At 41.3% G+C, this 26,499-nt stretch carries 23 protein-coding genes and 2 tRNA genes; 12 read left to right on the forward strand and 13 right to left on the reverse strand.

Going from position 1 to position 26,499, the window contains the following annotated elements; genetic code table 11:
* Window positions 1-147: 147 nt before the first annotated feature.
* From B6K83_RS04370 to mutY, 5 genes are all read right to left on the reverse strand, one after another.
* A tRNA-Thr gene (locus B6K83_RS04370) sits at window positions 148-223 on the reverse strand.
* Between the two features lie 86 nt (window positions 224-309).
* Window positions 310-385, reverse strand: a tRNA-Phe gene (locus B6K83_RS04375).
* 199 nt (window positions 386-584) lie between these two features.
* Window positions 585-869: a TMEM165/GDT1 family protein gene (locus B6K83_RS04380; protein ID WP_198951657.1), complete on the reverse strand. Its 285-nt coding sequence runs from the start codon at window positions 867-869 to the stop codon at window positions 585-587.
* A complete protein-coding gene (locus tag B6K83_RS04385; protein ID WP_085283624.1) occupies window positions 870-1,142 on the reverse strand; it encodes an oxidative damage protection protein in 273 nt (90 codons plus the stop codon).
* Between the two features lie 36 nt (window positions 1,143-1,178).
* A complete protein-coding gene (mutY, locus tag B6K83_RS04390) occupies window positions 1,179-2,261 on the reverse strand; it encodes an A/G-specific adenine glycosylase (protein WP_085283626.1) in 1,083 nt (360 codons plus the stop codon).
* 118 nt (window positions 2,262-2,379) lie between these two features.
* Between mutY and B6K83_RS04395 the strand changes: the two genes are divergently transcribed.
* Window positions 2,380-2,721: a YggL family protein gene (locus B6K83_RS04395; protein WP_233143792.1), complete on the forward strand. Its 342-nt coding sequence runs from the start codon at window positions 2,380-2,382 to the stop codon at window positions 2,719-2,721.
* Between the two features lie 59 nt (window positions 2,722-2,780).
* Here the strand turns inward: B6K83_RS04395 and B6K83_RS04400 are convergent, their stop codons facing one another.
* Window positions 2,781-3,467 (reverse strand): outer membrane protein OmpK, encoded by a 687-nt coding sequence (locus B6K83_RS04400; protein WP_085283630.1) that lies wholly within the window; start codon window positions 3,465-3,467, stop codon window positions 2,781-2,783.
* Window positions 3,468-3,775: 308 nt separating this feature from the next.
* Between B6K83_RS04400 and trmB the strand changes: the two genes are divergently transcribed.
* Complete coding sequence (trmB, locus tag B6K83_RS04405; protein WP_085283632.1) at window positions 3,776-4,501, forward strand: tRNA (guanosine(46)-N7)-methyltransferase TrmB; 726 nt, start codon at window positions 3,776-3,778, stop codon at window positions 4,499-4,501.
* A gap of 130 nt (window positions 4,502-4,631) precedes the next feature.
* Here trmB and B6K83_RS04410 read toward each other — a convergent pair whose 3' ends face one another.
* From B6K83_RS04410 to B6K83_RS04420, 3 genes are all read right to left on the reverse strand, one after another.
* A complete protein-coding gene (locus tag B6K83_RS04410) occupies window positions 4,632-4,985 on the reverse strand; it encodes a hypothetical protein (protein WP_233143793.1) in 354 nt (117 codons plus the stop codon).
* 104 nt (window positions 4,986-5,089) lie between these two features.
* Complete coding sequence (locus tag B6K83_RS04415; RefSeq protein ID WP_085283634.1) at window positions 5,090-5,566, reverse strand: methylated-DNA--[protein]-cysteine S-methyltransferase; 477 nt, start codon at window positions 5,564-5,566, stop codon at window positions 5,090-5,092.
* 6 nt (window positions 5,567-5,572) lie between these two features.
* Window positions 5,573-7,042 (reverse strand): DNA-3-methyladenine glycosylase 2 family protein, encoded by a 1,470-nt coding sequence (locus tag B6K83_RS04420; protein WP_085283636.1) that lies wholly within the window; start codon window positions 7,040-7,042, stop codon window positions 5,573-5,575.
* Window positions 7,043-7,430: 388 nt separating this feature from the next.
* On the opposite strand from B6K83_RS04420, the gene B6K83_RS04425 reads away from it, so the two are divergent.
* A complete protein-coding gene (locus B6K83_RS04425) occupies window positions 7,431-9,029 on the forward strand; it encodes an ATP-binding protein (protein ID WP_085283638.1) in 1,599 nt (532 codons plus the stop codon).
* A gap of 102 nt (window positions 9,030-9,131) precedes the next feature.
* On the opposite strand, the gene B6K83_RS04430 is transcribed toward B6K83_RS04425, so the two are convergent.
* Entirely contained in the window at window positions 9,132-10,856 is a 1,725-nt protein-coding gene (locus B6K83_RS04430) for a Na+/H+ antiporter NhaC family protein (RefSeq protein WP_085283640.1), read from the reverse strand.
* 287 nt (window positions 10,857-11,143) lie between these two features.
* The gene (locus B6K83_RS04435; RefSeq protein ID WP_085283642.1) at window positions 11,144-12,460 is read right to left on the reverse strand and encodes an NAD(P)/FAD-dependent oxidoreductase; all 1,317 of its coding nucleotides are present in this window, start codon (window positions 12,458-12,460) and stop codon (window positions 11,144-11,146) included.
* Between the two features lie 735 nt (window positions 12,461-13,195).
* Here B6K83_RS04435 and B6K83_RS04440 point away from each other — a divergent pair.
* The 8 genes from B6K83_RS04440 to B6K83_RS04475 all read left to right on the forward strand — a co-directional run bounded on the left by B6K83_RS04440 (window position 13,196) and on the right by B6K83_RS04475 (window position 23,208).
* Window positions 13,196-14,209, forward strand: a complete 1,014-nt coding sequence (locus B6K83_RS04440; RefSeq protein ID WP_085283644.1) for a 4-hydroxyproline epimerase — start codon at window positions 13,196-13,198, stop codon at window positions 14,207-14,209.
* 66 nt (window positions 14,210-14,275) lie between these two features.
* The gene (locus tag B6K83_RS04445; RefSeq protein WP_085283646.1) at window positions 14,276-15,799 is read left to right on the forward strand and encodes an aldehyde dehydrogenase (NADP(+)); all 1,524 of its coding nucleotides are present in this window, start codon (window positions 14,276-14,278) and stop codon (window positions 15,797-15,799) included.
* Window positions 15,800-15,976: 177 nt separating this feature from the next.
* A complete protein-coding gene (locus B6K83_RS04450; protein ID WP_085283648.1) occupies window positions 15,977-16,648 on the forward strand; it encodes a GntR family transcriptional regulator in 672 nt (223 codons plus the stop codon).
* Window positions 16,649-17,119: 471 nt separating this feature from the next.
* Entirely contained in the window at window positions 17,120-18,676 is a 1,557-nt protein-coding gene (locus B6K83_RS04455; RefSeq protein WP_085283650.1) for a SulP family inorganic anion transporter, read from the forward strand.
* Between the two features lie 88 nt (window positions 18,677-18,764).
* Window positions 18,765-19,070, forward strand: a complete 306-nt coding sequence (locus B6K83_RS04460) for a DUF1289 domain-containing protein (protein ID WP_085283669.1) — start codon at window positions 18,765-18,767, stop codon at window positions 19,068-19,070.
* Window positions 19,071-19,277: 207 nt separating this feature from the next.
* On the forward strand, window positions 19,278-20,660 hold the full coding sequence (locus B6K83_RS04465) for an amidohydrolase (protein WP_085283671.1): 1,383 nt from the start codon (window positions 19,278-19,280) through the stop codon (window positions 20,658-20,660).
* A gap of 10 nt (window positions 20,661-20,670) precedes the next feature.
* Complete coding sequence (locus B6K83_RS04470; protein ID WP_408607174.1) at window positions 20,671-21,915, forward strand: amidohydrolase family protein; 1,245 nt, start codon at window positions 20,671-20,673, stop codon at window positions 21,913-21,915.
* Between the two features lie 393 nt (window positions 21,916-22,308).
* On the forward strand, window positions 22,309-23,208 hold the full coding sequence (locus tag B6K83_RS04475) for a D-hexose-6-phosphate mutarotase (RefSeq protein ID WP_085283675.1): 900 nt from the start codon (window positions 22,309-22,311) through the stop codon (window positions 23,206-23,208).
* Window positions 23,209-23,277: 69 nt separating this feature from the next.
* On the opposite strand, the gene B6K83_RS04480 is transcribed toward B6K83_RS04475, so the two are convergent.
* On the reverse strand, window positions 23,278-24,714 hold the full coding sequence (locus B6K83_RS04480; RefSeq protein WP_085283677.1) for a sensor domain-containing diguanylate cyclase: 1,437 nt from the start codon (window positions 24,712-24,714) through the stop codon (window positions 23,278-23,280).
* Between the two features lie 382 nt (window positions 24,715-25,096).
* Complete coding sequence (gene mutH / locus B6K83_RS04485) at window positions 25,097-25,774, reverse strand: DNA mismatch repair endonuclease MutH (protein WP_085283679.1); 678 nt, start codon at window positions 25,772-25,774, stop codon at window positions 25,097-25,099.
* A gap of 217 nt (window positions 25,775-25,991) precedes the next feature.
* On the opposite strand from mutH, the gene rppH reads away from it, so the two are divergent.
* Complete coding sequence (gene rppH / locus B6K83_RS04490; protein WP_085283909.1) at window positions 25,992-26,498, forward strand: RNA pyrophosphohydrolase; 507 nt, start codon at window positions 25,992-25,994, stop codon at window positions 26,496-26,498.
* Window position 26,499: the final 1 nt, after the last annotated feature.

Genomic DNA, 26,499 nt, shown 5'->3' on the forward strand with positions numbered 1-26,499 from the left:
AGATACTTTAACTATAGTTAATATGCGCTATTAAATCATGATGGGGTAACAAAAATAGCGAACAGTTGACTAGCATTTATGTTAACTAACAGACGAAAAAAAACCTTAACATTGCTGTTAAGGTTTGTTTCTTCCTTGCGGAATAAATGGTGCCGACTGCCGGAGTCGAACTGGCGACCTACTGATTACAAGTCAGTTGCTCTACCAACTGAGCTAAGTCGGCACACAAAGCTTTGTGTGCGATAAAACTATTCTACTGAATGATTTATCTTGGCACCGAATCAACGTCGGAATAGGTTGACTCTAAAATGGTGCCTCGACCCGGAATCGAACCAGGGACACGAGGATTTTCAATCCTCTGCTCTACCGACTGAGCTATCGAGGCACATTAACAATGCAATTGATTGTCTTGTACTTTATCTTCTTGGCCGTGCCTTGAAGACGGGGCGTATTAAACTGTTTTTCCTTTATCCCGTCAACCCTTTTTTTTAATTAAATGTTTGTTTGCCGTTTTTTTCAGCGGATTGTGCTTTTATAGCGCAATTTCGCTGAAGTTTTTCTACTTTGCTGACAGTTTATCGTCATTACGCTGTGTATAAAGTATATGCGCCTATGATGATAAATCCGCAGCCGGCAATATAAGACAGCACTTTTTCATCAATATAGGCAGACAAAAAACTCCCCACCAATACGCCAACCGCGGTTGCGACAATTAACGCGGCAGAAGCGGCGCCGAAAACTAGCCATTTGCTGACGTCTTTATCGGCAGCAAACAGCATAGTCGCAAGTTGGGTTTTATCGCCAAGTTCGGCAATAAATACGGAAGCAAAAATAGTGGCGAATATTTTCCAGTTTATGGCCAGTTCCACTTATTTTTGCTCCGGGGTGTAGCCTTCAATTTTCGGCTCTTTACCTTCAAATAGATAGGCAACCATGGCTGCTTCGAGAAATGCCCGATCATCTGGGTTCATCATGTTCATTTTATTTTCGTTTATCAGCATGGTTTGCTTTTTTTGCCAGTTGCCCCAGGCCTCTTTACTGATGTTATCGAAAATACGTTTACCTACTTCGCCAGGGTAAAGTTGAAAACCAAGGCCTTCGGCTTCTTTTTGTAAATTTTGGCAGAAAACGGTACGACTCATAATAAGCTCTCTTTTATTGGTGTAAGGAAAGTTAATTTAAACAGCGAGTTGCTCAAGTTGTTTAATTAACCTTTGCGTCGAGGCCGCTAAACCTACGGACGCGACTTTAGCTAAATTATACCACTGCAAATTGCTATTTTCGCTAATTTCTTTTGCTGGTAACTTGCGACAGTCGACGACAATGGCTTCAATATCGAGATGAAAGTGGCTAAAGGTATGGCGAAATTTATCTAAGGCAAATGTCTCGGTTGGTTTGAGGTTTAGTTGTGCTAATAAATCAGGCAAATTTGCTCTATCTGACAACTCTAAAAAGCACCATAAACCACCCCAAATACCTGCCGGTGGACGCTTTTCCATTAACACTTGTTGATTTACGCGTGGGATCACCATAATGGTACTTTTTGCGGGTATGGCTTTTTTCGGTTTCTTTTGCGGGTATTGAGTTTGCTCGTCACTGGCGCGTGCTAAACAGCTTGCTTGTAGTGGGCAAATATCACACTTAGGCTTAGCGCGTGTACAGACCATAGCCCCTAAGTCCATCATGGCTTGGTTAAACTGTGCCACACCTTCTTTTGGGGTCAGCGTTTCAGTGATTGGCCATAAGGTTTTTTCATATATGGCTTGGCCAGCATGGCCTTGCACCTTATAGCAGCGTGCTAATACGCGTTTAACATTGCCATCTAGTATCGGGTGATGTTTATTGAGCGCTAAACTTAATATTGCGCCGGCAGTTGAACGGCCAATGCCGGGCAGCGCAATAACATCATCAATTTGTTCTGGGAAAATACCTTGGTATTGATCACGAATGATTTTAGCTGTTTTGTGTAAATTACGCGCGCGGGCGTAGTAACCCAAACCTGTCCAATGATGTAATACTGTGTCTTCATCAGCATTGGCTAGGTCGACAATATTAGGAAAACTTGCCATAAAACGTTGATAATAGGGGATCACAGTAGCCACTTGCGTTTGCTGTAGCATAATTTCTGAGATCCAGACTCGGTATGGAGTTTTTTCTTGCTGCCAAGGCAAGTGTTTTCTACCTTGTACTTGAAACCAAGATAACACTTGATCACTAAATACTTGCGCAGATCTGGCTGAAATTTGAGTTTTATTTGTCATAGCGGCGCCAGTGTAACGAATAAAATTAAGATTTTCATTGCAAAAATTTCTATTAGCACTAAGCTCTCGCCCATAACAGGTAGGCTTAATGTGAATTGATATAAGCTTTAAGGAGCTAATGATGAAAATAGAAGCAAAAAATCGAAGTAAGCGATTACGAAAAAAATTACGCGTCGACGAATATCAAGAATTAGGTTTTGATATTGCTTGGCAACTAGATGAAAATTTAGCGGGTGACGCTATTGATGACTTTTTAAATAACTTTTTTGAGCAAGTGATTGAGCCCAATGGCTTAGGTTTTGGCGGTGAAGGTGACACCTTGTGGCATGGCTTAGTGTGCACGCAAAAAATCGGAAAATGTACAGAAGAAGATCGTAAATTGGTAGAAAAGTGGTTAACCGATAACGGCGCTAAGGCGGTAGATGTTGGGCCATTGTATGATGTTTGGTGGGCTGAGTAATAACTTAGCCGCTATTATGTAATTCAAGCTAGCACTTGCTAGCTTGAATATTAAGCAATTTAAAAGTGATATTTCACCAGTAAATTCAAATTTTTCTCGTCTACACCGTCAATGCCAAACTTGTTCAACCAAAACGCATATTCAACACCAACAAATAACTTGGTTTTTAAATTTAGATGTTGACCTAGATTATATTTTAATTGTGAAGTGAAATTCATGTTTGAATGTTGATCGCCTTTAGCAATAACGTAATCCATAAAACCATCATACACTAACGGACCAAGGGGTAAGGCCCAAGTTACCGTGACTTGCTGATTGCTTTTTGCTGAGTCGTTATTTCTATGATAGATATTGACATTAAAATAGTTGAAATTAGGTAAATTTAAGCTGGTGCCTAAACCCACTAAGTAATGAGTGAAATTGTCGCCTATTTCTGCCGTAGTGGCGATATAGATGTTCTCGAAAAATTGATTTTTATAAGCAGAAATTTGAAATCTTGGTGCTATTTCTGCGTAAGTTTCTTTATCACCGTTGTCCGAGTGTAGTCGGTCAATAAACAGAAAACTGTCGCCCCAGCTATAACCGCCAGCATGTTCAAACGTAAAAACAGTGCGACTGTTATCACCCACCTCATAATGGTTACCGCGCAAGAATGTAGCGCTGCTATCAGACCATAGCGTTTGGGCAATACCATTAAAACTGGTGATGGTAATTAGTGCCAAAAATGCCGCTGCAATAGGCTTCATATCGTTTCCTTATTTGTTTGATTATCGTAATGAAAAAGTTATCTAACGCTCTAGCTCAAGCCTCTAACGAGCTTGTAAGTTAGTTTTGACCTTATTTTTGCTGCTGTTTGCACACATAGGCTTGCGTAAATGCCGCTTAAGATATTTTAATGTGTTGTGCCATTTGGGTCACGGATTCTTTTAGCTGTTTACAGATATAGGTTTAAGTTAGTCGCATTGAATTACATCATTTTCGGTTAATGTTTAGGTTTGAATTTATTGGCTGAAACAGGGATAATATGCGGCCTGATTTTTCTTAAAGAACCACTATGACTGAACGAACCCATAAAACCATTGAACAAGCCGAGCAAGAAGGCAAGTACATTAGAAAAGTGCGTAGCTTTGTTAAGCGTGAAGGTCGTCTGACTAAGGCGCAGGCAAAAGCGTTAGAGCAATTTTGGCCAATCATGGGATTAAACCACCAAGACGGTATGATTAACCCGCATACATTATTTGGCAATAATAATCCGCTGGTATTAGAGATTGGCTTTGGTATGGGTAAGTCATTAGTTGAAATGGCAAAAAATGCGCCTGAGCTTAATTTTATTGGTGTTGAAGTGCATCGCCCGGGCGTTGGTGCCTGTATTGCCTTAGCGCAAGAGCAAGGTGTTACTAACTTAAAGGTATACGAACATGATGCGATCGAAATTTTAGCTGACTGTATTCCTGACGCTTGTTTAGCGAAAGTTCAGTTGTTTTTTCCAGATCCTTGGCATAAGAAAAAACACCATAAGCGTCGCATTGTGCAAGCAAGTTTTGTCGAAGCCATTCGTGAAAAGCTGCAAGTCGGTGGTGTTTTTCATATGGCGACAGATTGGGAAAACTACGCAGAATGTATGTTAGCAGATATGAGCTCAGCGCCAGGTTATAAAAACTTATCGGCTACTAATGATTATGTTCCACGCCCTGATTCGCGTCCGTTAACTAAGTTTGAACATCGTGGTCAAAACTTGGGACATGGTGTTTGGGACTTACAGTTTGAGAAGCTCGGATAGTGGTGTTTGTCAAATATGTCGTTGAAAAAAGAGCTAATTAGCTCTTTTTTTGTTATTGCTCTGTCTCAGCTTTGGCATCGCCAAGTGCGCTAACTGTTAGCGTTAATAAAACAACGATTTGCAAGCCAGACTAACGATGCAGTTTATCTCGTTCAATATGAAATAAGTGCTGGCTATTTCGTAAGTTTCCACTTGTTTTTAACCACTGCTCATCAATAATTTCGCGCTTTAATGCCGCTTGTAAAATGCGTGAACTGGCAGCGCACCAATATTGAATAGTCGCTTCTTGATGCGCCAGAGTATTGGGCAGCATAGCTGAACGACTACTGGCCATTTCTTCAATGATACTGGCAATAACTTTAGGCTTTAGTTCTTGAATGATTTGGCGTTTAAACCGATTAAACTGCCTAGCTCGCATGAGTTGCCAAATTAACCAAGCTAAAAAACTAACCGCGCAGGCGGCGATAACAACAATAAGTTCCACAATGACACTTCTTAATTGAGCAAAAAATAGATCACGGCGCTATTCTAGCAGTAAATACAAGTTATGTTGAACTTTGCGTAGAGCTTTCAGTTGTTGATACTAGGTTACACTCGAAATTGTGCACCTTCATGCATCAATAGCTTAGCTTTTAATGCTAAACCACCGGCATAGCCAGTTAACTTTCCATTGCTCCCTATTACGCGGTGACAAGGTACGATTAAGGCAATGGGGTTGGCACCATTTGCAGTACCAACCGCGCGCACTGCTTTTGCGTTATTGATGCTTTTTGCTATCCAACCGTAGCTTTTCGTTTCACCACAGGGAATGTTTGTTAGTGCCTGCCAAACTTGCTTTTGAAAGCTAGTGCCTTTGGGGTCTAGCGCTAACTGAAAACGTTTTCTTTCGCCGGCAAAATATTCATTTAATTGCTGGATCACTTGCGTAAACTTAGCTTCTGCTAAACATAAACCAGACAGTGAAATTGGCGATTTTCCTTGCTGAAAAGCTAATGATGTTAAGCCGTTATCATTAGCAGTGAGCGCAATTTCGCCCAGTGGCGATTGATAAATATAATAGTACATAGCGTGTTAGTCCTTAATGTTATTTTTTTCACTAGTCAAATGCAGCCATTGCCACAAATATATCGCGGCATAAGTGCGCCAGGGTCGCCAGCTTTCTGCTAGGGCTAAGATGGCTTTGTTTTTTGGCTTAACTTCATTGTCAGTCAAGGCTTTGATTATGCCTAAGTCAGCACTTGGAAATGCGTCGGGTTCGCTCAAGCCGCGCATGGCAAGATAGTTTACCGTCCACGGGCCTATACCTTTTAGCTGAGTCAAGTTTGCTTCCAATTCTTCTGTGCTTAACCCTTGAGAAAATAGCGCTTGATGGCTTTGGTAGTACTGAACCCAAGTTTGCAAGGTGGCAATGCGCGAGCGTGTTAGCCCAATATCCTGATAGTCTGCGTCTATCAGTGCCTTGATGGTTGGGAAGTATTTACTTGTTTTGCTTTCTTTTTCTAGGTCGTTACTTGGCACATCTTCGCCATATTTTTCTGTAATGCGTTGCGCGAGAGTTGTGGCACCTTTCACGGATATTTGTTGACCTAATATGGCTCGAATTGAGAATTCAAAGACATCCCAACAGCCTGGTAATCGCAAACCGGGATGTTTTTTTATCACCTGAGCGAGCTTTTTATGGTAGCAGAGTTTTTCGTGGATAATTTGCATGTCGGTGTCTAAATCGAACATAGTTCTCACTCTGCTAATTACTTGGTGCAAGTAGCTGTAATCACTAAGTTTTACGGTTAAATCTAAGGCACAGTTATTGGCATTTTTTGTCACCTTAATCCAACCATGGCAGTGATCGAGCTTAATAGTGCGAAAATAATGGTTTTCAGTAATATTTTCTATAGATGTTAACTGTCTTGACCGGAAAAAACTTAACATTAAAGGCCAGTCAAATGGTGGCTTATAGGGTAATAAAACCGTAACAAAGTGCTCAGCCTTAATGGTGTTGTTGCCACGAATAGCGCGCGGTGTGGTTTGATAATTTGCCATTATAACTTCATTAAAGCGGCGAATGCTTTTAAAGCCAGCGGCAAATGCAACATTGGTAATGCTTAAGTTGGTAGATACCAAAAGTTTATGGGCAAGTAACAAGCGTTGTTGATGAAAAAAATCACTCGGTGCTAAGCCATAATACTTAACGAAGGTGCGATGGATTTGCCGCTCGTTGATCGCTAAAACTTTCGCGCACTGTTTTACGCTATAGTTATTTTCATAATACGCTTGGGTAATTTTTTTAATTTTATTTGGTAACGGTATGTTCGGCGCTAGCTGAGGAAAACAGCGTTTACATGGTCGAAAGCCAGCCTGCTGAGCGAGTTCAGCATTGTGGAAATACCTAACGTTTTCTGGTTTTGGCGCTCTTGCTGGGCATATGGGACGACAAAAAATACCCGTTGTTAAAACCGCGGTAAAAAATTTACCATCAAAGCGCGCATCACGACTGAGCCTTGCACTCTCACACACCGCAATACTTAATTCCGCTTGCTTCATTTTTACATGCTCAGAGTCTAATTTAACTAAATCATACCTAAGCGCTGAGAAATAACTAGCGATATTCAGACAGCAATAAAAAATACGTCGCACCACTATGCGCTATTAGTGATGGCACTAGCAGAAAGCATTAATGTTTTAGAAACATTTCGTGACTAAGTTATGTGACTAAGTTATGTGACTAAATAAACAAGGTGCGTGCTGTTTTGCTAATGTTCTTTGCCATCGCGGTTTTTAAATTATGTCTGTTCAATGCTTAAAATATTCTTCTAAGATAAGGTATTTACCGACATTGTCATTTGACTTTATGCTGCGCTACTATTTTAATAGGACTAAGCTATTTCAAGGTTTTTAAATACGTGTCAAAAAATATTGCGTGGTCAATGTGATGGATGATAAAGGTGCTTTTAATAGCAAGCTTTCTCGACGGGTATTTATTTATATTTTTCTCTGTAGTGCTTTTTTATCTGTGTGCTCTACGCTATTACACTTATATGGTGACTTTAAAGATGGCCTAACCGCTTTAGATAAACGCTTTGATAATATTGAATTAAGTTTTAATCAATCAATATCGACGAGCTTATGGGACTTTAATGAGGCGTTAGTAGAACAACAAATTTCCGGCATTCTTCGCTTACCTGACATTCGTCATGTGAAAATAACCACGAGTTTTGGCAAAGTTTACCAAGTTGGTAACGCCCAACTCGATGCTAAAAAAATCAAAACTTATGCCATCGCTTTTCAAGGCAATAGTATCGGAGAAATGGTCATTTCTGCCGATTATCAAGATATATATCAGCAGTTATGGCAAAAAGCGGGTTTTATCATTGTCTCTGAGTTTATTAAAATATTTATTGTCGCGCTGTCGACATTTTTTATTGTGCATTGGATGATCACCCGCCATTTATTTCGTATTACTTTGTATTCAAAGGCCTTGTCCGGTGAAAACCTTGATACTCAGCTTTCCTTGGAAAATCGTACGAAGCAGCCAGACGAACTTGATGAGCTAGTTGCTGCTATCAATGCCATGCGTTTAACGCTTAAAAACGACATTATTAAATTAGAAGACGCCGAAAATGCGTTAATTGACTTAAATGGTGATTTAGAAATAAAAGTTTATGAGCGCACGGCAAAACTTGCAGAAAGTAACCAGCAATTGCAGCAGTCTTTGGATAAATTAACGCTTGCAAAAGATCAACTGGTGCAGTCAGAAAAAATGGCCTCGCTGGGTCAGCTTGTCGCTGGTGTAGCGCATGAAGTGAATACGCCACTGGGTATTTGTATAACCTCAGCGAGTGCATTAAAAGAAAAACTCGCAGAGTTGGAACAAGCATTAACAGAGCAGACTTTAACTAAAAAACAATTATCGGCAGCGTTACAGTTATTTTCCGAATATGAGCAAATAATAGAGCGTAGTTTGACAAAAGCTGTCGATTTGATCCGAGGTTTTAAATCTGTTGCGGTTGAATACCATACCGATCCTAAGCTCAACATAAATTTAGCTCAACATGTAAAAGATATTGTTAACACCGTAAAAACGTTATTTAAACAAAAAAATTATCGTATCGAGATACAAGTGGATGAAGAGTTACACTTGGTGACCTACCCAAGCGCTTGGAATCAAATTCTCACTAACTTATTAACTAATTCACATATTCATGGTTTTGAGGGCAAAATAGACGGTGATATTACAATAGCGTTTCAACGCAATGAAGATAACCTAATATTAACTTATCAAGATAATGGCAAGGGCTTAGCCGCTGATATAAAAGATAAAATATTTGAGCCTTTTGTGACCACAAAACGCGGCGTTGGTGGCTCAGGTTTAGGTATGAATATTGTTTATAATTTAGTCAGCACTAAGCTTGCAGGCAGCATTGAAGTAAAAGATAAAACCCCAGGTTGTTGCTTTGTCATTACCGTGCCGATAGAAAAAGCACAGCCGCCAGCAGAAACAAACATCTCTGAGCTAAAGGTTAATCCTTAACTTTTCGTTTATTACGTTTTTTTTGTAGCATAAGGTTAAAGTAACTATTTATCATTATTTAAACTTTGCATTGCATGGTTTGTGACCTAAAAGCGAAGAGGGTTAGACAAAAAAGTAGCAAATCAAGGTCCACAATAGGCCAGCCATTGATGCCGCCAAAATTGCCGGAAACAATTGTGATTTTACATGGTCCATTAAATCACAGCCTGTGGTCATGGCACTGAGTATAGTGGTATCTGAGATAGGTGAGCATTGATCGCCAAACACACTGCCGTTTAAGACGCTAGCAAAACATAACATCATAAATAACTCTGGGCTTTGTAGCGCTTGATTTTGCGCAATCGCCCAAGCTAATGGCATGGCTAAAGGAAAGGCGATAGCATAGGTGCCCCAGCTGGTACCGGTAGAAAATGCAATCATCATTGTCAGCAACTGCAACATGACGGGTAAGCACCAAAAGGGCAGTTGCTGACTTAGTAAAGAAACTAAAAATAGGCCACCACCAGTTTCTTTACTGATACTGCCAATAATAACCGCCAACATTAATATTACAGAAGCGAATACGACCCCCTTCAAACCATTGCTAAAGCCCTCGATAACTTGTGCTAACGACATGCCTTTTAAAAGTGCCATCATGGCAGATAAGAATAAAGCGGCAGCAAACGCCCAGTTAATTTTAGGTGAGCCTAAAAAAATAAAGCTAGCAACGGCAATTGCCGTTAAAGTGATTAAAGGTAAAATAAATTCAAGTACATGGGGTTGATAACCATCAGGCACGTCAGCGCTTTGTAATTCTTTAGCGCTCATGGGTTTAGCTGTTGCCGCATCAAGTTGTTGGTACTTTTCTGCTCGCAATTTTGCGGCGCGAATACGTTTACCCGCAAAGGTGGTAATATTGAGGCTTAGTAATAAAGTACCAAGTACAGCAAAAATACTATAAAAACTAAACGGAATACTTTTAAAGAAAAACGCGATCCGGTCAGCTTCTGTGGCTAAAAACGAAACGCCAGGGATAAATATTAATGCTTGAACATACGCTGGCCATGCATTAAATGCGAGTACAGACGCAATAGGAGAGGCAGTTGAGTCAACAATATAGCTCATCTCTTCATGACTTACTTTTGCTTTATCTGCTAAAGGGCGCACGGTTGTACCTACCAAGACAGTACTCATAGTACCACCTTGAAAAAACAAGACCCCTAAAAACCAAGTGACTAACTTGGCGGATTTTCGGCCTTTAACAAAATGCTGGGTCATATAATTGGCAAATGCTTGGGCGGCACCAGTTTTTGACCAAATCCCGAGTAGTCCCCCTAACAACCATAAATATAATAATAACAAGGCGGCAGTGCCTTCTTTCGCTAAGTTAGGGATGATCACTGCATCAGTTAAGTCGTAACGTCCTAACATGATTGCACCAACTACTATACCGGCAAGTAACGCCGTTAGCGGCTCACGGGTGAGTAAGCACAGTATTATGGTGATCACGGCGGGCAGTAATGACCATATGCCAAAGTGAAACGCGGGCTTAAGTAACTTAAACTGCTGATCTTTATCAACGACCCATTGTTGTTTTAGCTCTGGCGCGCCGGTAAGTTGGTTGAGATGCTGCTGATTAAGTGGCGAACTTTGATAGTCGACCACAGTATCAATAATAATCTCTTGCTCTTGGTAGACATAACTTAAAACATGGTCCGCGCTCACTTTTACGTCATAGTTATAGCCTTGCTCCATCCATTGTGCCGGGATAAAGTTTTTAACATAAATGGCTAATAATACGGCAAAAATAAAGCTGACTAAGGCGATAGCGTTTTGTTTTATCGGCATAACACAACTCTGTTATTGTTTTTATCTGAGTCAAAAAATAGCGGTGTAATTTCGTACGACCGACCATACTTAGCTCAATGTTGCTATGGCTACGATAACAGAAATATGTGGAGAATGAAGAAAATTTATGTCGGCTTATTTGTGCAAAAAGTAGGCCTAGAACGCAGCCAAGCAATGATATTAGTTTGGCTGAGAAAATTATATGGCTATACAAAAGCAACAATAGCACAGCTATGCCAGAGCTTAGCGGCTATTGAGTGCTAGTGCTTTGTTTTTACATATTATAATTAATTGAAGCGACTAATTGAGTACGGCTGTAAATCAATATCAGGGCGTTGATTGGTCAGCTCTTGGCCGATAAGTTTACCGGTAATCGCTCCTAAGGTCAGACCTAGGTGCTGATGCCCAAGAGCAAACTGTATGTTAGGATGATTTGGCGCTCGACCGATCACAGGCAAAGAGTCGGGTAACGATGGTCTACAGCCTAACCAGCCTGCTTGCTCGGCAGCGTTTTTTTGCGCTAGCTTAGGTATGTCATCTAATAAATGTAAAGCATTTTTATAAAGCATATGGGCTCGCTTCATATTCGCTTTTTGCTTTAAGCCGGCAAACTCAACGGTACCGGCTAATCTCAGTCCATGGGCCATAGGCGTGATAATAAATTTACGCTCGGCAGAAGCCACAGGCCGCGTTAAGCTATCCTTAGTTGTTGGCGATAAATCTAGGCTATAACCTCGTTCCGCTTCGATTGGTAATTTATAACCGAGTTGCGCTAATAATGATTGTGACCAAGCGCCAGTGGCAATAACAAGGTGATCAAAGCTTTGCTCGCTAAGCGCTGAACTCTGCTGCGCCATGTGCTGTGGACAAAACTCAAGATTAATTTTGTCATCACCATAATGGATATGGCTTACCTTGGCGGCTAAAAATGTCATACCTAGTTGCTTTGCCTGCGCTGCTAATACTTGGCAAATTTCATAAGGGTTAGCAGTATGGGCAACTTCAGTAAAATATAAAGCGAAATTAATTTTTTTACTGAGGTTTGGCTCTAGCAATAAGGTTTGCTCGCGATCTAATAGCTTTACCGCTACACCCGCTTGTTGATATTTTTCCAACATCGCGACAGCATCTTGACGGTTGCTGCTTTCAAAAACTAATAAGCTGCCGTTACATGTGAGCAAATGTTCAGCGTTTGCCGCACGCAATAACGGCTGGTAGTACGCTATAGCGTTTTTATTTAATGCTTGTAATGCCGCGGTATTCCTTGCCCTTTTACTGGCCAACATATTGGTCATAAACTGCCAAAACCATGGCAGAGCTTTGACAAAATATCGAGGAGATAAGGCCATCGGCCCTAAAGGATCAAGTAAAAGCTTTGGAAACTGCCATAGTAGGTTCACTTCTGCTAAAGGAAACACTTGTTCGGTAGCAAAGTGACCTGCATTGCCTTTTGAACAGCCTTCACCGATACCCTCTGGGTCGATTAATGTTACTTGGAAACCGAGGGATTGCAGCTCAAGGGCACAATTGACACCAACAATACCAGCACCAATAACGGCAACGTGTTTTGTTTGTGGGTTACTACTATTTTGATTGTTTTTCATATAAACGACTCACTAAAAACAGGCGAAATTTTATAAAATTACGGTGCTAAATTAATTAAAGTTTGTGAAAAATTATCTCAATGCGTAAAGTAAAATAATGCGTTAACCAAAAATAGTTACTCGCTACTATAACGCCTAACTATTAACGGTAGACATATAAACCATTAATAAATAGTAAAAAAAATTAAAGCCTATTTTAGGTTAAACTTCACGCGAAAAATAAAATTTACAAGGGTACTTGTATGATAGAAATAATTGTATACAATATATCAAGTGCTTTCTAGCATTTAGTTTAATTACTTAATTTTACTTTACAGATAATGACAGATGAAAAATATAAATTGGCAAGGCGTTTGTGCTTTCGTAACGATTTAATAATTCGACGATATGTCAATTAACTTTCAAGTAACGTAATGAATGGTTGAAAGCCTGATTAAAGAGGTGTAGATGGCATTATAGCTTTCGATATTGTTGGTAAAAACTGTTCGCACAGCGAAGAAGAGAGCAAGTCAATAGCGGATTAGCGTGTTGTAAAAATGTAAGTTTATCGTTAATAGAAGTTTAGTTTACGTTGCTTATTACCAGCATTAAGATTAGCCCATAAGTTACAGTCTTCAAGTACCAAGAAAGTTACCGTTAAAGCTCCTTAGTGTGGCACAATCATTAAGTGAGTTAAGCATAAGTTTTTTGTCTACCGCCATAATAAATAAATAAAACATTGGAAGCCTTAAAGAAATGATTAAAGGAACTTTTTTTTGTATTGACGCCCATACCTGCGGCAACCCAGTTCGTTTGGTTACCAGCGGTCACCCTAACTTAAAGGGCAATACCATGAGCGAAAAGCGACAGGACTTTTTGCAAAATTATGATTGGATCCGCCAAGGCTTAATGTTTGAACCTAGAGGTCATGACATGATGTCTGGCGCATTTTTATATCCGCCATGCTCACCCTCTGCTGATGCAGCTATTCTGTTTATCGAAACCTCTGGTTGCCTGCCTATGTGTGGACACGGCACTATAGGAACCGTTACTGCCGGTTTAGAAAAAGGCTTAATAAAGCCAAAAACCGCCGGTAAATTAGTGCTAGATGTGCCTGCAGGGCAAATTAACATTGATTATCAAACCCAAGGGGACAAAGTCACAGCGGTGCGCTTATATAACGTTGCTTCTTACTTAGCCCATCAAGATGTCACGCTAGATATACCTGGCTTAGGCAAGCTAAAGGTTGATGTTTCTTACGGCGGTAATTTTTATGTAATAGTTGAACCACAAGAACACTTTCCCGGTATAGAACAGTGGAGCGCAGACGATATTTTACGCTGGAGCCCTATCGTGCGCAAAGTTGCCGCTGAAAGTTTGCAATGTATTCACCCAGAAGATGAAACGGTTTGCGGTGTCTCTCATGTATTGTGGACAGGAAAAACTCAAACTGACGGCTCTGACGCCGCTAATGCTGTATTTTATGGTGATAAAGCAATTGACCGCTCACCTTGTGGCACAGGCACTAGTGCTCGCATGGCTCAGCTTTTTGCTAAGGGGCAGCTAAAATTAGGTGATAAATTTGTGCATGAAAGCTACATTGGTAGTCAGTTTATTGGCAAAATTGAAGCGGTTGTCGAACTGCAATCTGCACATGGTCCTATTACCGCCATTAAACCAAGTATTGAAGGCTGGGCACATGTATTTGGTAGTAACTGTATTACGATTGATGATCAAGACCCGTATGCAATGGGCTTTGTCGTGACTTAACTGGCGTTATTGGCTCAGTGGGTATTTATTCGTTTGATAATTGAAACACAAGTTTAAGAGAATATTATGACAATATCAGGTAGACATTTAATCGCTGGGCAATGGCTTGGTGAAACAAAACAAGGCTTTGTTGCTTTTAATGCCCTTGAAAATAAAGCGATGACAAACCGCTTTGCTGACGCGACTGAGCAAGAAGTTGAGCAAGCTATTAATGCCGGCCAAAACGCGTTTAAAAGCTACCATCAATTGAGCGCTGATCAGCGCGCCAAGTTTTTGCGCGCTATAGGTACAGAAATCGAAGCATTAGGTGAAGAGCTGATCAGTACAGCAAGTGCGGAGACGGGTTTACCAGCTATGCGCATTCAAGGGGAGCGTGGTCGCACGGTTGGCCAACTTAATTTATTTGCCTCGTTATTAGAGCAAGGAGAGTATCAAGGGGTTATTGATTTAGCAGACCCTTCGCGCTCACCATTACCTAAACCAGACACGCGTTTAGGTTATTTACCATTAGGTGTAGTTGCTGTGTTTGGCGCTAGTAACTTTCCGTTAGCATTTTCTACTGCTGGTGGTGATACCGCCTCTGCGCTAGCTGCAGGTTGTCCTGTGATTATGAAAGCTCACACCGCTCACCCCGCAACAGCTGAGTTAATTGCACAAGCGATTTTAAAAGCCATACTATCATGTGACATTGATCCGGGTGTTTTTGCCTTAATACAGGGCGAAAATCATGCTATTTCGAGCCAAATTGTTACGCACCCTTTAATTAAGGGCGTTGGCTTTACTGGCTCAGAGCGGGTTGGCATGATTTTACAACAACAAATTAATCAACGACCTGAGCCAATTCCATTTTATGGTGAGCTTGGCAGTATCAACCCGCAATTTATTATGCCGCATAAACTGACCCATGACGCGAAAACCATTGCGAATGAGTTAGTGGCGTCTTTGATGATGGGGCAAGGCCAGTTTTGTACTAGCCCGGGAGTTTGGTTATTACCCGATAATGCACAATATCAAGATTTTGCAGCCGCTGCTGCACAGGCTGTTGCGCAAACTGAAGCTGGTGTTATGCTAACACCTGCTATCGCGCAAGCATATAAAGATGGTGTCGCCAGCTGGCAAAGCACTGCCGGTGTTGAGTTACTAGCGTCAGGGCAAGCTGGTGCAACACACTTGTGTCAAGCGGCTTTATTTAGCACAGATTTTGCGACATTTGCCGCGAACCCCGCACTACAAACAGAGTTATTTGGCTCTGCGGCATTGATAGTGAAATGTGCCGACGTAAATGAGATGTTACAAGCGATTAGCGTAATTAAAGGCAATTTAACCGCTAGCATTCACGCCTTGCCTGACGATCTTGACGATGCGAAAATTATCGCCAATAACTTGGTCCATAAAGTTGGTCGTTTGATTTATAATCAAATGCCAACCGGCGTTGAAGTTTGTGCGTCTATGAACCACGGTGGCCCTTTCCCAGCGTCTACTAATATTCGTAGTACCTCGGTAGGCAGCGAAGCGATTAAGCGTTGGCAACGACCAATTTGTTATCAAAATATGCCCAGCGAGCTATTACCAACATTGTTACAAGGTTAATGTGAGTAAATCATTAATTTAAACCAATAATAAAAATGCAGCCGGCGTGGCCCTGTTGCACTAAGTTAGGTAAAAATTAGCAAGAAAATATAAAAGAGTTATGTACAATAACTCTTTTTTTTTGTGTTTATCGCCTGGATCTTTATAATAGCCGTATTATTTTTAGGGAAGCCCAGTATGAGCATAGTTTACAAAACCAGAACTCAATTAGTCGTTGAAACCCTTAGAGAAAAGATTTTAAGTGGCGAGATCAAAGCGGGGCAACCATTACGTCAAGCAGCATTAGCCAATGAGTTAAGTGTTAGTCGTATTCCCATCAGGGAAGCACTGCTGCAATTAGAGGGAGAGGGGCTTGTTGCCTTCGAGCCTCATAAAGGGGCCACTGCAACCGAGTTAAATGCGCATCAAGTAGATGAGCTTTTTGAGTTGCGCGCCATGTTAGAGGCAGATTTATTAGCAAGTTCGCTATTACATATAAGTGATGAAACGTTACAGCAAGCGGCAAAAGTGTTGAAGCAGCTTGATGAAGCCTTAGGCAAAGAGAATGCGGTTAACACATGGAGTGAGCTAAACTCAAATTATCACAATTGTTTATATTCAGCCGCGCGACGGCCACAAACCCAAGATTTGGTAAACACCCTTAATAAAAATGCCGATCGCTATATTCGCATGCATTTATTATGGGCTGGTGGTATGTCTAAAGCCGGTACAGAGCACAATGAATTACTGATATTGTGTCAAGAACGTAATATTGACAAAGCTGTTGGCTTGTTAAAACAACATATCTTGGGCTCTCGCGACGAAATTAAAGCTTTTCTTAATGAACGTGAAGCCATCATTAGTAGCTGATTAGCCAAATTTTCTGGCGATTTTCAACCGTTAAATTTAACCACAATAAAGTGGTTAAATTTCATACCCGTATTGACTTGTTTACTATAAATCTATAGTATTCTCGCGCCCTAAAAACTACCTAGAATTTCGCAAATTTGCTGTAACTTATCTGCCATTTACCTATTTTTACTGTGTTCTATAAAGTAGTGTTCAACCTACAAACCAGCGATTTAGATAGGGCGTTGTTAGCCTTTAGTTTTAGGGCTCGTCAGTTCACCTTTATCAATAGATACGCGTTCTGTTGATAGTGCCTGTTGGTATTGTGCCTAATTAAAATACACGTCACAGTGGCTAAAGTTCACCGGGGTAGTCAGTACAAAACGGTTGCTTATTTGGCAAACAGTAAATGTAGGTTATAGGTTGTTTTAGTGTCAATTTTTGCTGCTGAAATAAAGTAACCCGAAATCAAAATTGAAAGTTGAGAAAAGAATGTTCGAATTACATGCCAGTAAAGTGGCAAACTTAAAAAATGATGTCTTGTCGGGCTTAACGGTTGCTTTAGCATTAGTTCCGGAAGCCGTCGCCTTTGCCTTTGTTGCCGGTGTTGAGCCATTGGTTGGCTTATATGCCGCTTTTATGGTGGGTTTAATCACCTCAATATTTGGCGGTCGACCGGGGATGATCTCGGGAGCCACAGGTGCCATGGCAGTCGTTATGGTCAGCTTAGTGGCTATTCATGGTGTTGAATACTTATTTGCCACTGTGGTACTGACCGGCTTATTGCAAATAATGGCAGGGCTATTTAAGCTCGGTAAGTTTATCCGTTTAGTGCCGCATCCTGTAATGTTAGGCTTTGTTAATGGTTTAGCGATTGTGATTTTTCTGGCACAACTGGGGCAATTTAAGGTCACCAACGAGGCCGGTGAGCTAGTGTGGATGCAAGGTAGTCAAATGGCAACCATGGCAAGTTTAATTGCCTTAACCATGGCGATTATTTACTTTTTACCTAAACTAACCAAAGCTGTTCCTTCTTCTTTGGTGGCGATTGTTGTGGTGACTATCATAGTGCAAAGCTTTAATTTAGATGCCAGAACAGTCGTAGATTTTGTTCGCGATATGACCAATAACCCGGCCGCGTCAATTGCCGGAGGCCTACCACAATTTAGTATCCCTAATGTGCCGTTTAACTGGGCAACCTTACAAGTTATTTTGCCGTTTGCCTTAGTGTTAGCTGCCATTGGTTTAATTGAGTCCTTATTGACCCTAACATTAATTGATGAATTGACCGGTACACGTGGCAAAGGCAATAAAGAGTGTTTAGCCCAAGGTGCTGCCAATACAGTGACCGGATTTTTTGGTGGCATGGGCGGCTGTGCCATGATAGGTCAGTCGATGATTAATGTTAACTCTGGCGGTCGCGGTCGTATGTCAGGGGTAACGGCAGCGCTGGCATTACTCGGCTTTATTTTGTTTGCCTCTGGCCTTATTGAACAAATTCCATTGGCGGCGTTAGTGGGAGTGATGTTTATTGTCGTGATTGGCACTTTTGAATGGTCTAGTTTTCGCATTATCAATAAAGTACCAAAAGCCGATGCCTTTGTGATTATTTTAGTATCAGCGGTGACCGTTGCCACCGACTTAGCCATTGCGGTAATTGTTGGTGTTATCGTCTCTGCGTTAGTGTTTGCTTGGGAGCATGCGAAACATATTGCAGTAACGCGTTCGGTAGATGAACAAGGCTCAACCGTCTATGATGTTAACGGTCCATTATTTTTCGGCTCAATTGCGAGCTTTTTAGAGCAGTTTGATACTGAGGCAGATGGCCAAGACGTTATAGTCGAGTTTAAAAACTCTCGCGTGGCTGATCACTCAGCAATTGAAGCGATAGACACGCTAGCTGAGCGTTATATTAGTCGTGGCAAGAAAATGCATTTACGACATTTGAGTAAAGAATGCCGACAATTATTAACTAAAGCTGGTAGTTTAGTTGAAATTGATGTTATTGAAGATCCTGAATATCATATTGCTTCGGATCAGCTCGGTTAGTATTGAGCGCTAATGTAGAGGTAATTAATGCGTTATACTCAAGGATATCTGTTAAACGAAGTTAGCTTTTACCAAGCTGTATAATGACATGCAATTAGAATTTTTTGATGTACCTAGCCCATGTATCGGTATTTGTCAGTCAGATGATAAAGGTCAATGCTTGGGCTGTTTTCGTACTCGAGATGAACGCTTGAACTGGTTGTCATTTGACGCGGCTAACCGGCAAAAAGTTATAAAACGTTGTCAACAAAGAAAAAAACGAAAAAATAAACCGTCAAAAGTCGTAGACGCCGAGGTTATTGCTGAACCCATACAGCCGTCATTACTGGACCCGCCAAGCAAGCCAAAATTTGATGAAAGCGATGAAATTGACTTTGGCGACTTTGAACTCTGATCCGCTTATCGCAGATAGTTGACCATTCAACGCAATTAGATAATTCCGCTCCTGCTCCGACTTGTTGTTCGCAACAAATCATAATATTGTGCTAGCCTATCTGGCTAATGCTAACCCGTTAGCCATTTCCATAAATGCTTAATAAAAATGTAAAATTGCTTGGATCATTTTGTTGTATTCAGCAATGTACAATACAGGAATATTTCTATGCAAAAGTTTTTCCCATCCGTGGTGATGGCAGCACTTACTGTTGCTTTGACTGGCTGTTTGCAAAGCGAGCAGCAAAATGAAAAAGTGGTGTTTAACGATAATCCATACCCTAGCACATATAAAGTACTACCCTCGCAAACTACATTAATTAAAAATGCTACTGTGCTTACGGGAACGGGCACCCGTCTAGATAACGCCGATGTATTAATGGTTGATGGAAAAATCAATAAAGTAGGTCAGAACCTTGCTGTAGAAGGCGCGGTGGAAGTTGATGCCAAAGGAAAATGGTTAACCCCGGGTATTATCGATGTACATTCTCACTTAGGCGTGTATCCAAGCCCATCAGTAGAATCCCACTCTGATGGTAACGAAATGAGTTCACCTAACACCTCTGAAGTGTGGGCCGAGCACAGTGTTTGGCCGCAAGACCCTGGTTTTCAAGCAGCACGAGCAGGCGGTATTACCACTTTACAAATCTTACCCGGCTCAGCCAACTTATTTGGTGGTCGCGGCGTCACTTTGCGTAACGTGCCTAGCCACACCATGCAAGGCATGAAGTTTCCAGATGCACCCTATGGCTTAAAAATGGCTTGTGGTGAGAACCCAAAACGTGTTTATGGCAATCGTAAAGTTCTGCCGTCAACCCGTATGGGTAATATGGCCGGCTATCGCATGGCGTGGGCTGAAGCCACAGAATATAAGCGTGCATGGGAGCAATATGAAGCAGACTATGCTGCTGGTAAGAACCCAACAGCACCCGTGAGAGATATTGAGTTAGATACCTTAAAAGGTGTGCTTGATGGTGATATTTTAATTCATAACCATTGCTACAAAGCTGAAGAAATGGCCATGATGATCGACCTAAGTAAAGAGTTTAACTATCATGCGGGTACCTTTCATCACGCCATAGAAGCGTACAAAATTGCTGATTTGCTAGCAGAAAATGGTAACTGTGCCGCTATGTGGCCAGATTGGTGGGGCTTTAAGATGGAAGCCTACGATATGGTGCATGAAAATGTCGCTATTGTTGATGCAGTGAAAAACTCGTGTGCGGTTGTACACTCTGACTCGGCTAGTACTATTCAGCGCTTAAACCAAGAGGCGGGCAAGGTCATGTACCGTGCAAATGACAATGGTTTTGAGGTTACGCCTGAACTAGCCATTACTTGGATCACAGCGAATGCCGCAAAGTCATTAGGCCTAGCCGATAAAACTGGCAGCTTAGAGTCAGGTAAAAATGCCGATGTGGTGATTTGGAACCAAAACCCATTTAGTGTTTATGCACAAGCAGAACAAGTGTTTATTGACGGTGCGAAAGTTTACGATCGTTTTGATGAAAAATATCAAGCGAAAAGCGATTTCATGCTAGGTCAAAGATAAGGTGAAAAAGATGAAGCATTTTAAATTATTTACATCATCGCTAATGGCTTTGGCAATGGCGAGTTCAACAGCAAGTGTTGCCGAAAGCTTTGCAATAACCAATGCAACTGTACATACCGTTACTCAGCAAGGCGTGCTTGAGAATGCCACGGTTGTCATTGAAAACGGTAAAATCACTGCTATTAACCCAAAAACAGTACAGGCTGACACTATTATAGATGCCAAAGGCAAAATTTTAACACCAGGTTTTATTGGTGCTATGAATCAATTGGGTTTAGTTGAAGTGGGCGCGGTTTCAAGAAGCCGTGATGCGAGTGATAAAAAAGCCGATATCACTTTTGATGCCAGCTTAGCGTTTAACCCGCGCTCGTCGGTAATTCCATACAGCCGTAAAGGTGGCATTACCAGTAATATTGTAGCCCCCAGAGGTGGCGAAGATATTTTTAAAGGTCAAAGCTTTGTCGTTGACTTGTCAGGTGAGTTTGAAAGTGTTCGTTTAAGTAATCACAATGTTATTGTTGACTTAAGTGCGAAAAGCAAAGGCTCGCGTGCCTTAAGCTTGCAAACACTACAACAAACCTTTGCAGATGCCAGTAAAAAGTTAGCGAAGACAAAGCAAAAAAATAAAAACGAGGCAAAAGATCCGAGTCGTCAAGACTTAATAGTGAATGCGTTATTGGCAGGTGACAAAGCTTTAGTGGCCTATGTAGACCGAGCAAGCGACATTTTAACGCTATTGAAAATTAAAGCGGAATATTCACTGGATTTGGTTATTGTGGGTGCTGCGGATGCCGTTTTAGTGGCTGAGCAAATTGCTCAAGCTAATGTGCCTGTGGTGTTAGCCGCACTCGATAATTTGCCGGGGAGTTTTGATTCATTACATGCATCGTTAGAAAACGCTGCAGCACTAAGTCAAGCCGGCGTTAGCGTTGCATTAGCGGTTAATGGTGATACCCATAACTTATATCAACTGCGCTATCATGCAGGTAATGCCGTTGCCAATGGTTTATCACGCGATCAGGCTTTGGCTTCAGTAACCGCCAATGTTGCTGATGCCTTTAATCTTGATAGCGGCCGTATTGCGGTAGGTAAACGTGCAGACTTAGTTTTGTGGAGTGCCGATCCTTTTGAACTGAGTACACAAGTCAGTCAAATGTGGATTGATGGTAAGCAATACTCTACCACCAGCCGTCAAGATGCGTTACGAGACCGCTACACTACCGACAGCGATATGCCTAGAGCCTATACAAAGTAGCCTTGAGTTTTAACGCTGCCTAAATAAAAAACCACGCAATGCGTGGTTTTTTTATGACGCTATTCTCAGGTTTGTTGACCTGTCGAGATGACATTTACAGCGACTTGTTTGCTATTTAGACAAGGTAGAACATGTGACGTGTCGCTCGCTACACGAACAGGAAATAACGCCAACGAGATTTTAAAAAATGTTCGCTTTGTTGCTTATTTTTTAAATAGCATAATGCTTATTCAAAGCTCGCGCCGCGATTAAGTCCGTTTTAAGTTGAATAAATTTTAACCCTGAAATATCAACAGATCTGAGGGGAAAGTGATGAAAAATTTTAGGCTTTCTTTCAGGCATGTTAGCGCCTAAAATATTTCAAATATTACCTAACGATAATGAGAATGGCTTATGCCGCAGTTATTACTTGAAAATGAATTTGGCCGAATTGAGCAGTTTCTGCTTGGCGATGGCCTACAAGCCCTGCGTTTTGTTCATCAAAAGGGCCAAGGTACGATCAGTTTATATGCTGGGCAAGTATTGACTTGGCAACCACACGCTCAGCAGCCTGTATTTTGGCTGAGCAAAGACAGCGCCTATCGTCAGGGTAAGGCAATTCGTGGTGGTATTCCCATATGCTGGCCTTGGTTTGGCGATAAAGTAAAGCTCGCCGATGGCAGTATTATTAGCACTAGCAACCATGGCTTTGCGCGACAAAGCCAATGGCAACTGGATGCTTTTACTATCGCTGCAGAGGGGGTTAGCATCACCTTATCGCTAAGGGGCGAGCAACTCAGTAAATATTGGCCTGGCGCTTTTCAATTACGCCAAAACTTGCAGTTTTCTGAGGCGTTTTCGCAGCAACTATCCATAACAAATTTATCGCCACAGCCAGTGGCCTATACGTGTGCTTTACATAGCTATTTTTGCGTTGGCCACGCAAAAGATACTAATTTTTCGGCGTTAAATCACTTAATTTTTGATGATAAAGTAACCGGCAAGCGACAACAAAGATCGCCGCTGGTTAATTGCCAAGGGCCAATTGATCGCATTTATCATCGTGAACAAAACCAACAAAATAATCTAGTAATTGTTGATCACCAGTGGCAAAGAGAAATTGCAATATGCAGTGACGATTGCCAACAGTGGGTATTGTGGAACCCGGGTGTTAACGCGCAGGCGATGACAGATATTCATGCCCAAGGTGAAAATGAATTTGTCTGCTTAGAAGCCGCAAACACTCAATGGCAAACGCTCGCAAGTCAAGCCACTCGTCAAATAAGCCAAGTGGTTAAGGTTAACCAGAGGTAGTGCCGCAGCAGGTATTGCCGATAGCTTAGCCGAATATATGAACAGCTTGCTGAGCGAAAGTTAAGCTAACTAATTAAAGATAACACTTTGATTTCGGCCGTTGTTTTTCGCTTCGTATAAGGCTTTATCAGCCCCTTCTATATACTCTTCAAGTGGCGTGGTTGGCAGCGGTAACTGACAAATGCCGAAACTGATAGTGGTGGTAAAGGTACCACTGGTGCTGGAAATAGGGAATGAAAGCTCAGCAATGTTTTTTCTTATTCGTTCAACAATATGATGAGCTTGTTGAGCACTAGTGTCAGGCAAGAGCATGATAAATTCTTCGCCTCCCCATCTGCCAACCACATCCACTTTTCGTAGCGTTGCAGATAATTGCTCAGCGATAATTTTTAAAACATCGTCGCCAACGAGGTGGCCATATGTATCATTAATTTGTTTAAAATTATCAATATCAGCTAACACGACACAGAGATTTTGCTCTTTCTTAGCAAGCTGGTCAAAGCGATAGTGAATATGGCTTCGGTTTGGCAATTGCGTTAAATAGTCAGTTTCAGATTGTTTTATTAAGCGTGCTTTTAAGTAAGTAATACTGTTGAGTAGTGCCAGATAAAAAACAATGGCAATAATAAAAAAGAGCACAAATCGACTTAAAAATATTCGCCAGTATTCACTTTGCTCAACCGCGGGTGGAGACACAATAAACATGCGCCAATTTAACTCTTGTATCGGCATTTGAGAGATTAACAAGCCTTGGTCTGTGGTGTACATCACTTCGTTGCTTAAATCAGTATTAGCATGATTGTTTTTGCGCAGCGACTGATACCAAGGTAAATCGCTTAAGTGTGTCATTAGGGCATCACGGTGCAAGCTTTCTGACTTGAGAATATTGCTCGACGATAATGTAATGACATTATTACTATCGACAAACAGTAACTCAAAGCCAAAACGATCACTGTACTCTTTAAACTTTTCAGAAAAGTAATCTAAGTCAATAGCCACACCCGTAAAACCGATAAACTCACCCTTTGAGTTGCGCAATTTATTGTCAAAATATAAATGAGGGTTATCGGCATTGCCAATGTCAGTAAATTGTTCTGCAGGTAGCACTTTTAAGCGGTGAAACCACTCAGTAGCTTTGCTGTCTAACGTCGCTTGTTTGTTATTTGAGTCCAGCATAATATTATGCTTTTCTAGGGCGATAAAGGTGACCATGTTATACGAAGTAGAAATACTATTTAAATAATCTACTATGGTTTGCTTTTCTATTTGCTCTTGATCAACGTAGTCCAGAACAAAAATGTTATTCGCCATGAAGTTTGCCACGCGTAACGGTCGCAATATTTCACTGGTGACTAGCGAAAATAATGGCGTGATAGCACTTTGTACTTGCTTGTTATGACTGTTGATCACATCTTTTAATGTGTAATAGGAGGTTAAAATAACCGTTACTATCGTCACAAAAAATAGCACCGCAATGTAGCGATCAAATTTATTACCAAAACTCATAAATGAAAACGAATCGTTAAGTGATTTTGTTAGTGTTATTTATAGCGTGATTCTGCATATTTGGCTATGACTTTGTTGATAGCTATTGGCAAGCTGCTTTGATAGTAGCGCCCAAATATAAGTGTTTATTAATCGCTGGAGAGGACTTTTACATCGACTTGTTTGGTATTTATACTCGGCAGCGCATGTGAGGTGTAGCTTGCGATACGAACAGGTGATAACACGGTTTAAATTTCAAACAAGTGCTGCCTTTAGGCTGATTTAAAACGAACCTACACTTTGTTGTTCGCTTTTTATATCGCCTAACTATTATTCTATGCTCGCGCTGCGATTAAATCCGTTTTACGTTGAATAAATATTAACCCTGAAAGTTCAATAGACCCTAGTTTATTCTCAGGTGTTTATTTAGTAAGGCTTGGGTGAAATTGGTTTTCAAATAGAAGCCCCGAGGCAAGGTCATAAAGGGTTGGCCGTGACGGTTATATGCTTGTGTTTTAGCCTGGCTATTAGCACCTTTCGGTCGTAACTGTAATACTTGGCCATGCTTGCCATGAATATTTTCGACATGACCTAAAACGATCATATCGGTAAGTTCTTGCCAGTCTAGCGCTAGTAGCTGCTCTTCTTCTGCAGACGGTGACCAAATAAAAGCGCTACCTACCATGCGATCGGCAACGGGAATAGTGCGCTCGGAGATCACTGGGATCCATAATACGCGGGCAAGTTTATTTCGAATATGGCTAGTCTGCCATTGTGCGCCAACTAAGCCGGTTAATGGGGCAACACAAATAAACGTCGTTTCTAACGGTTTACCTTGCGCATTTATTGGTAGAGATTTTAATTCAATCCCTAAATGCGGAAAATCAGGCTCTGGGCGCGAGCCGGCGCTAGCACCTAAGACTTGCTCTAGGAGTAAGCCGATCCAACCTTTTTCCCGCTTAAGATCTTTTGGCACCACAACATTAATCGACGCGGCTATCTCCCCTAAGGTCATGCCGGCAAGATTTTGTGCTCTGTTTAGCAATTCAGCTTCACTTTTTGGGATCTTTGGTTTAGTCAATGTGTACCTTGCCTAAAATGATTTTTGTCTATTATCGGCCAGCCCTTAGCCTTTGAGCAAGGGAATTATTGATATCGCGCCTAGCTTGCCTTGGCTATTTTCTATGCAAACGGGTGAGCGCTGCTACTACAAGTTATCATTAGTCATAATAAATGTTTGCCCAAAACTGTAGAGTGTGGAAGAATCAAAGCATTATTTAATGCGCTCAGGAGTTCCTGTGATAGATGCTGAAGGCTATCGAGCCAATGTCGGCATAGTAATAATCAATGACAGGGGACAAGTATTTTGGGCCAGGCGTTTTGGTCAGCATTCTTGGCAATTTCCACAAGGTGGTGTTGATGAGGGTGAAACTGCAGAGCAAACTATGTACCGGGAGCTAACCGAAGAAGTCGGTTTAAAGCCTGAACATGTTAAAATTGTGGCGTCGACTAAACATTGGTTGAAATACAAATTACCAAAAAGGTTAATTAGGCACGAAAGTTTACCCGTTTGTATTGGTCAAAAGCAGAAATGGTTTTTACTTAAACTAACGGCAGCAGAATCAGCGGTTGACTTATTGCAGTCAAACCACCCTGAATTTGATGACTGGCGTTGGGTTTCTTATTGGTACCCTGTCCGACAAGTGGTGTCATTTAAACGTGAAGTTTATCGAAAGGTGATGAAAGAGTTTGCCTTAGCGGCAATGCCCAATTACCGCCAAGAACGTCGCCGACGTCGAGCTTAAA

Origin of the sequence: Colwellia chukchiensis (assembly GCF_002104455.1) — a bacterium.
GTDB lineage: Bacteria > Pseudomonadota > Gammaproteobacteria > Enterobacterales > Alteromonadaceae > Cognaticolwellia > Cognaticolwellia chukchiensis.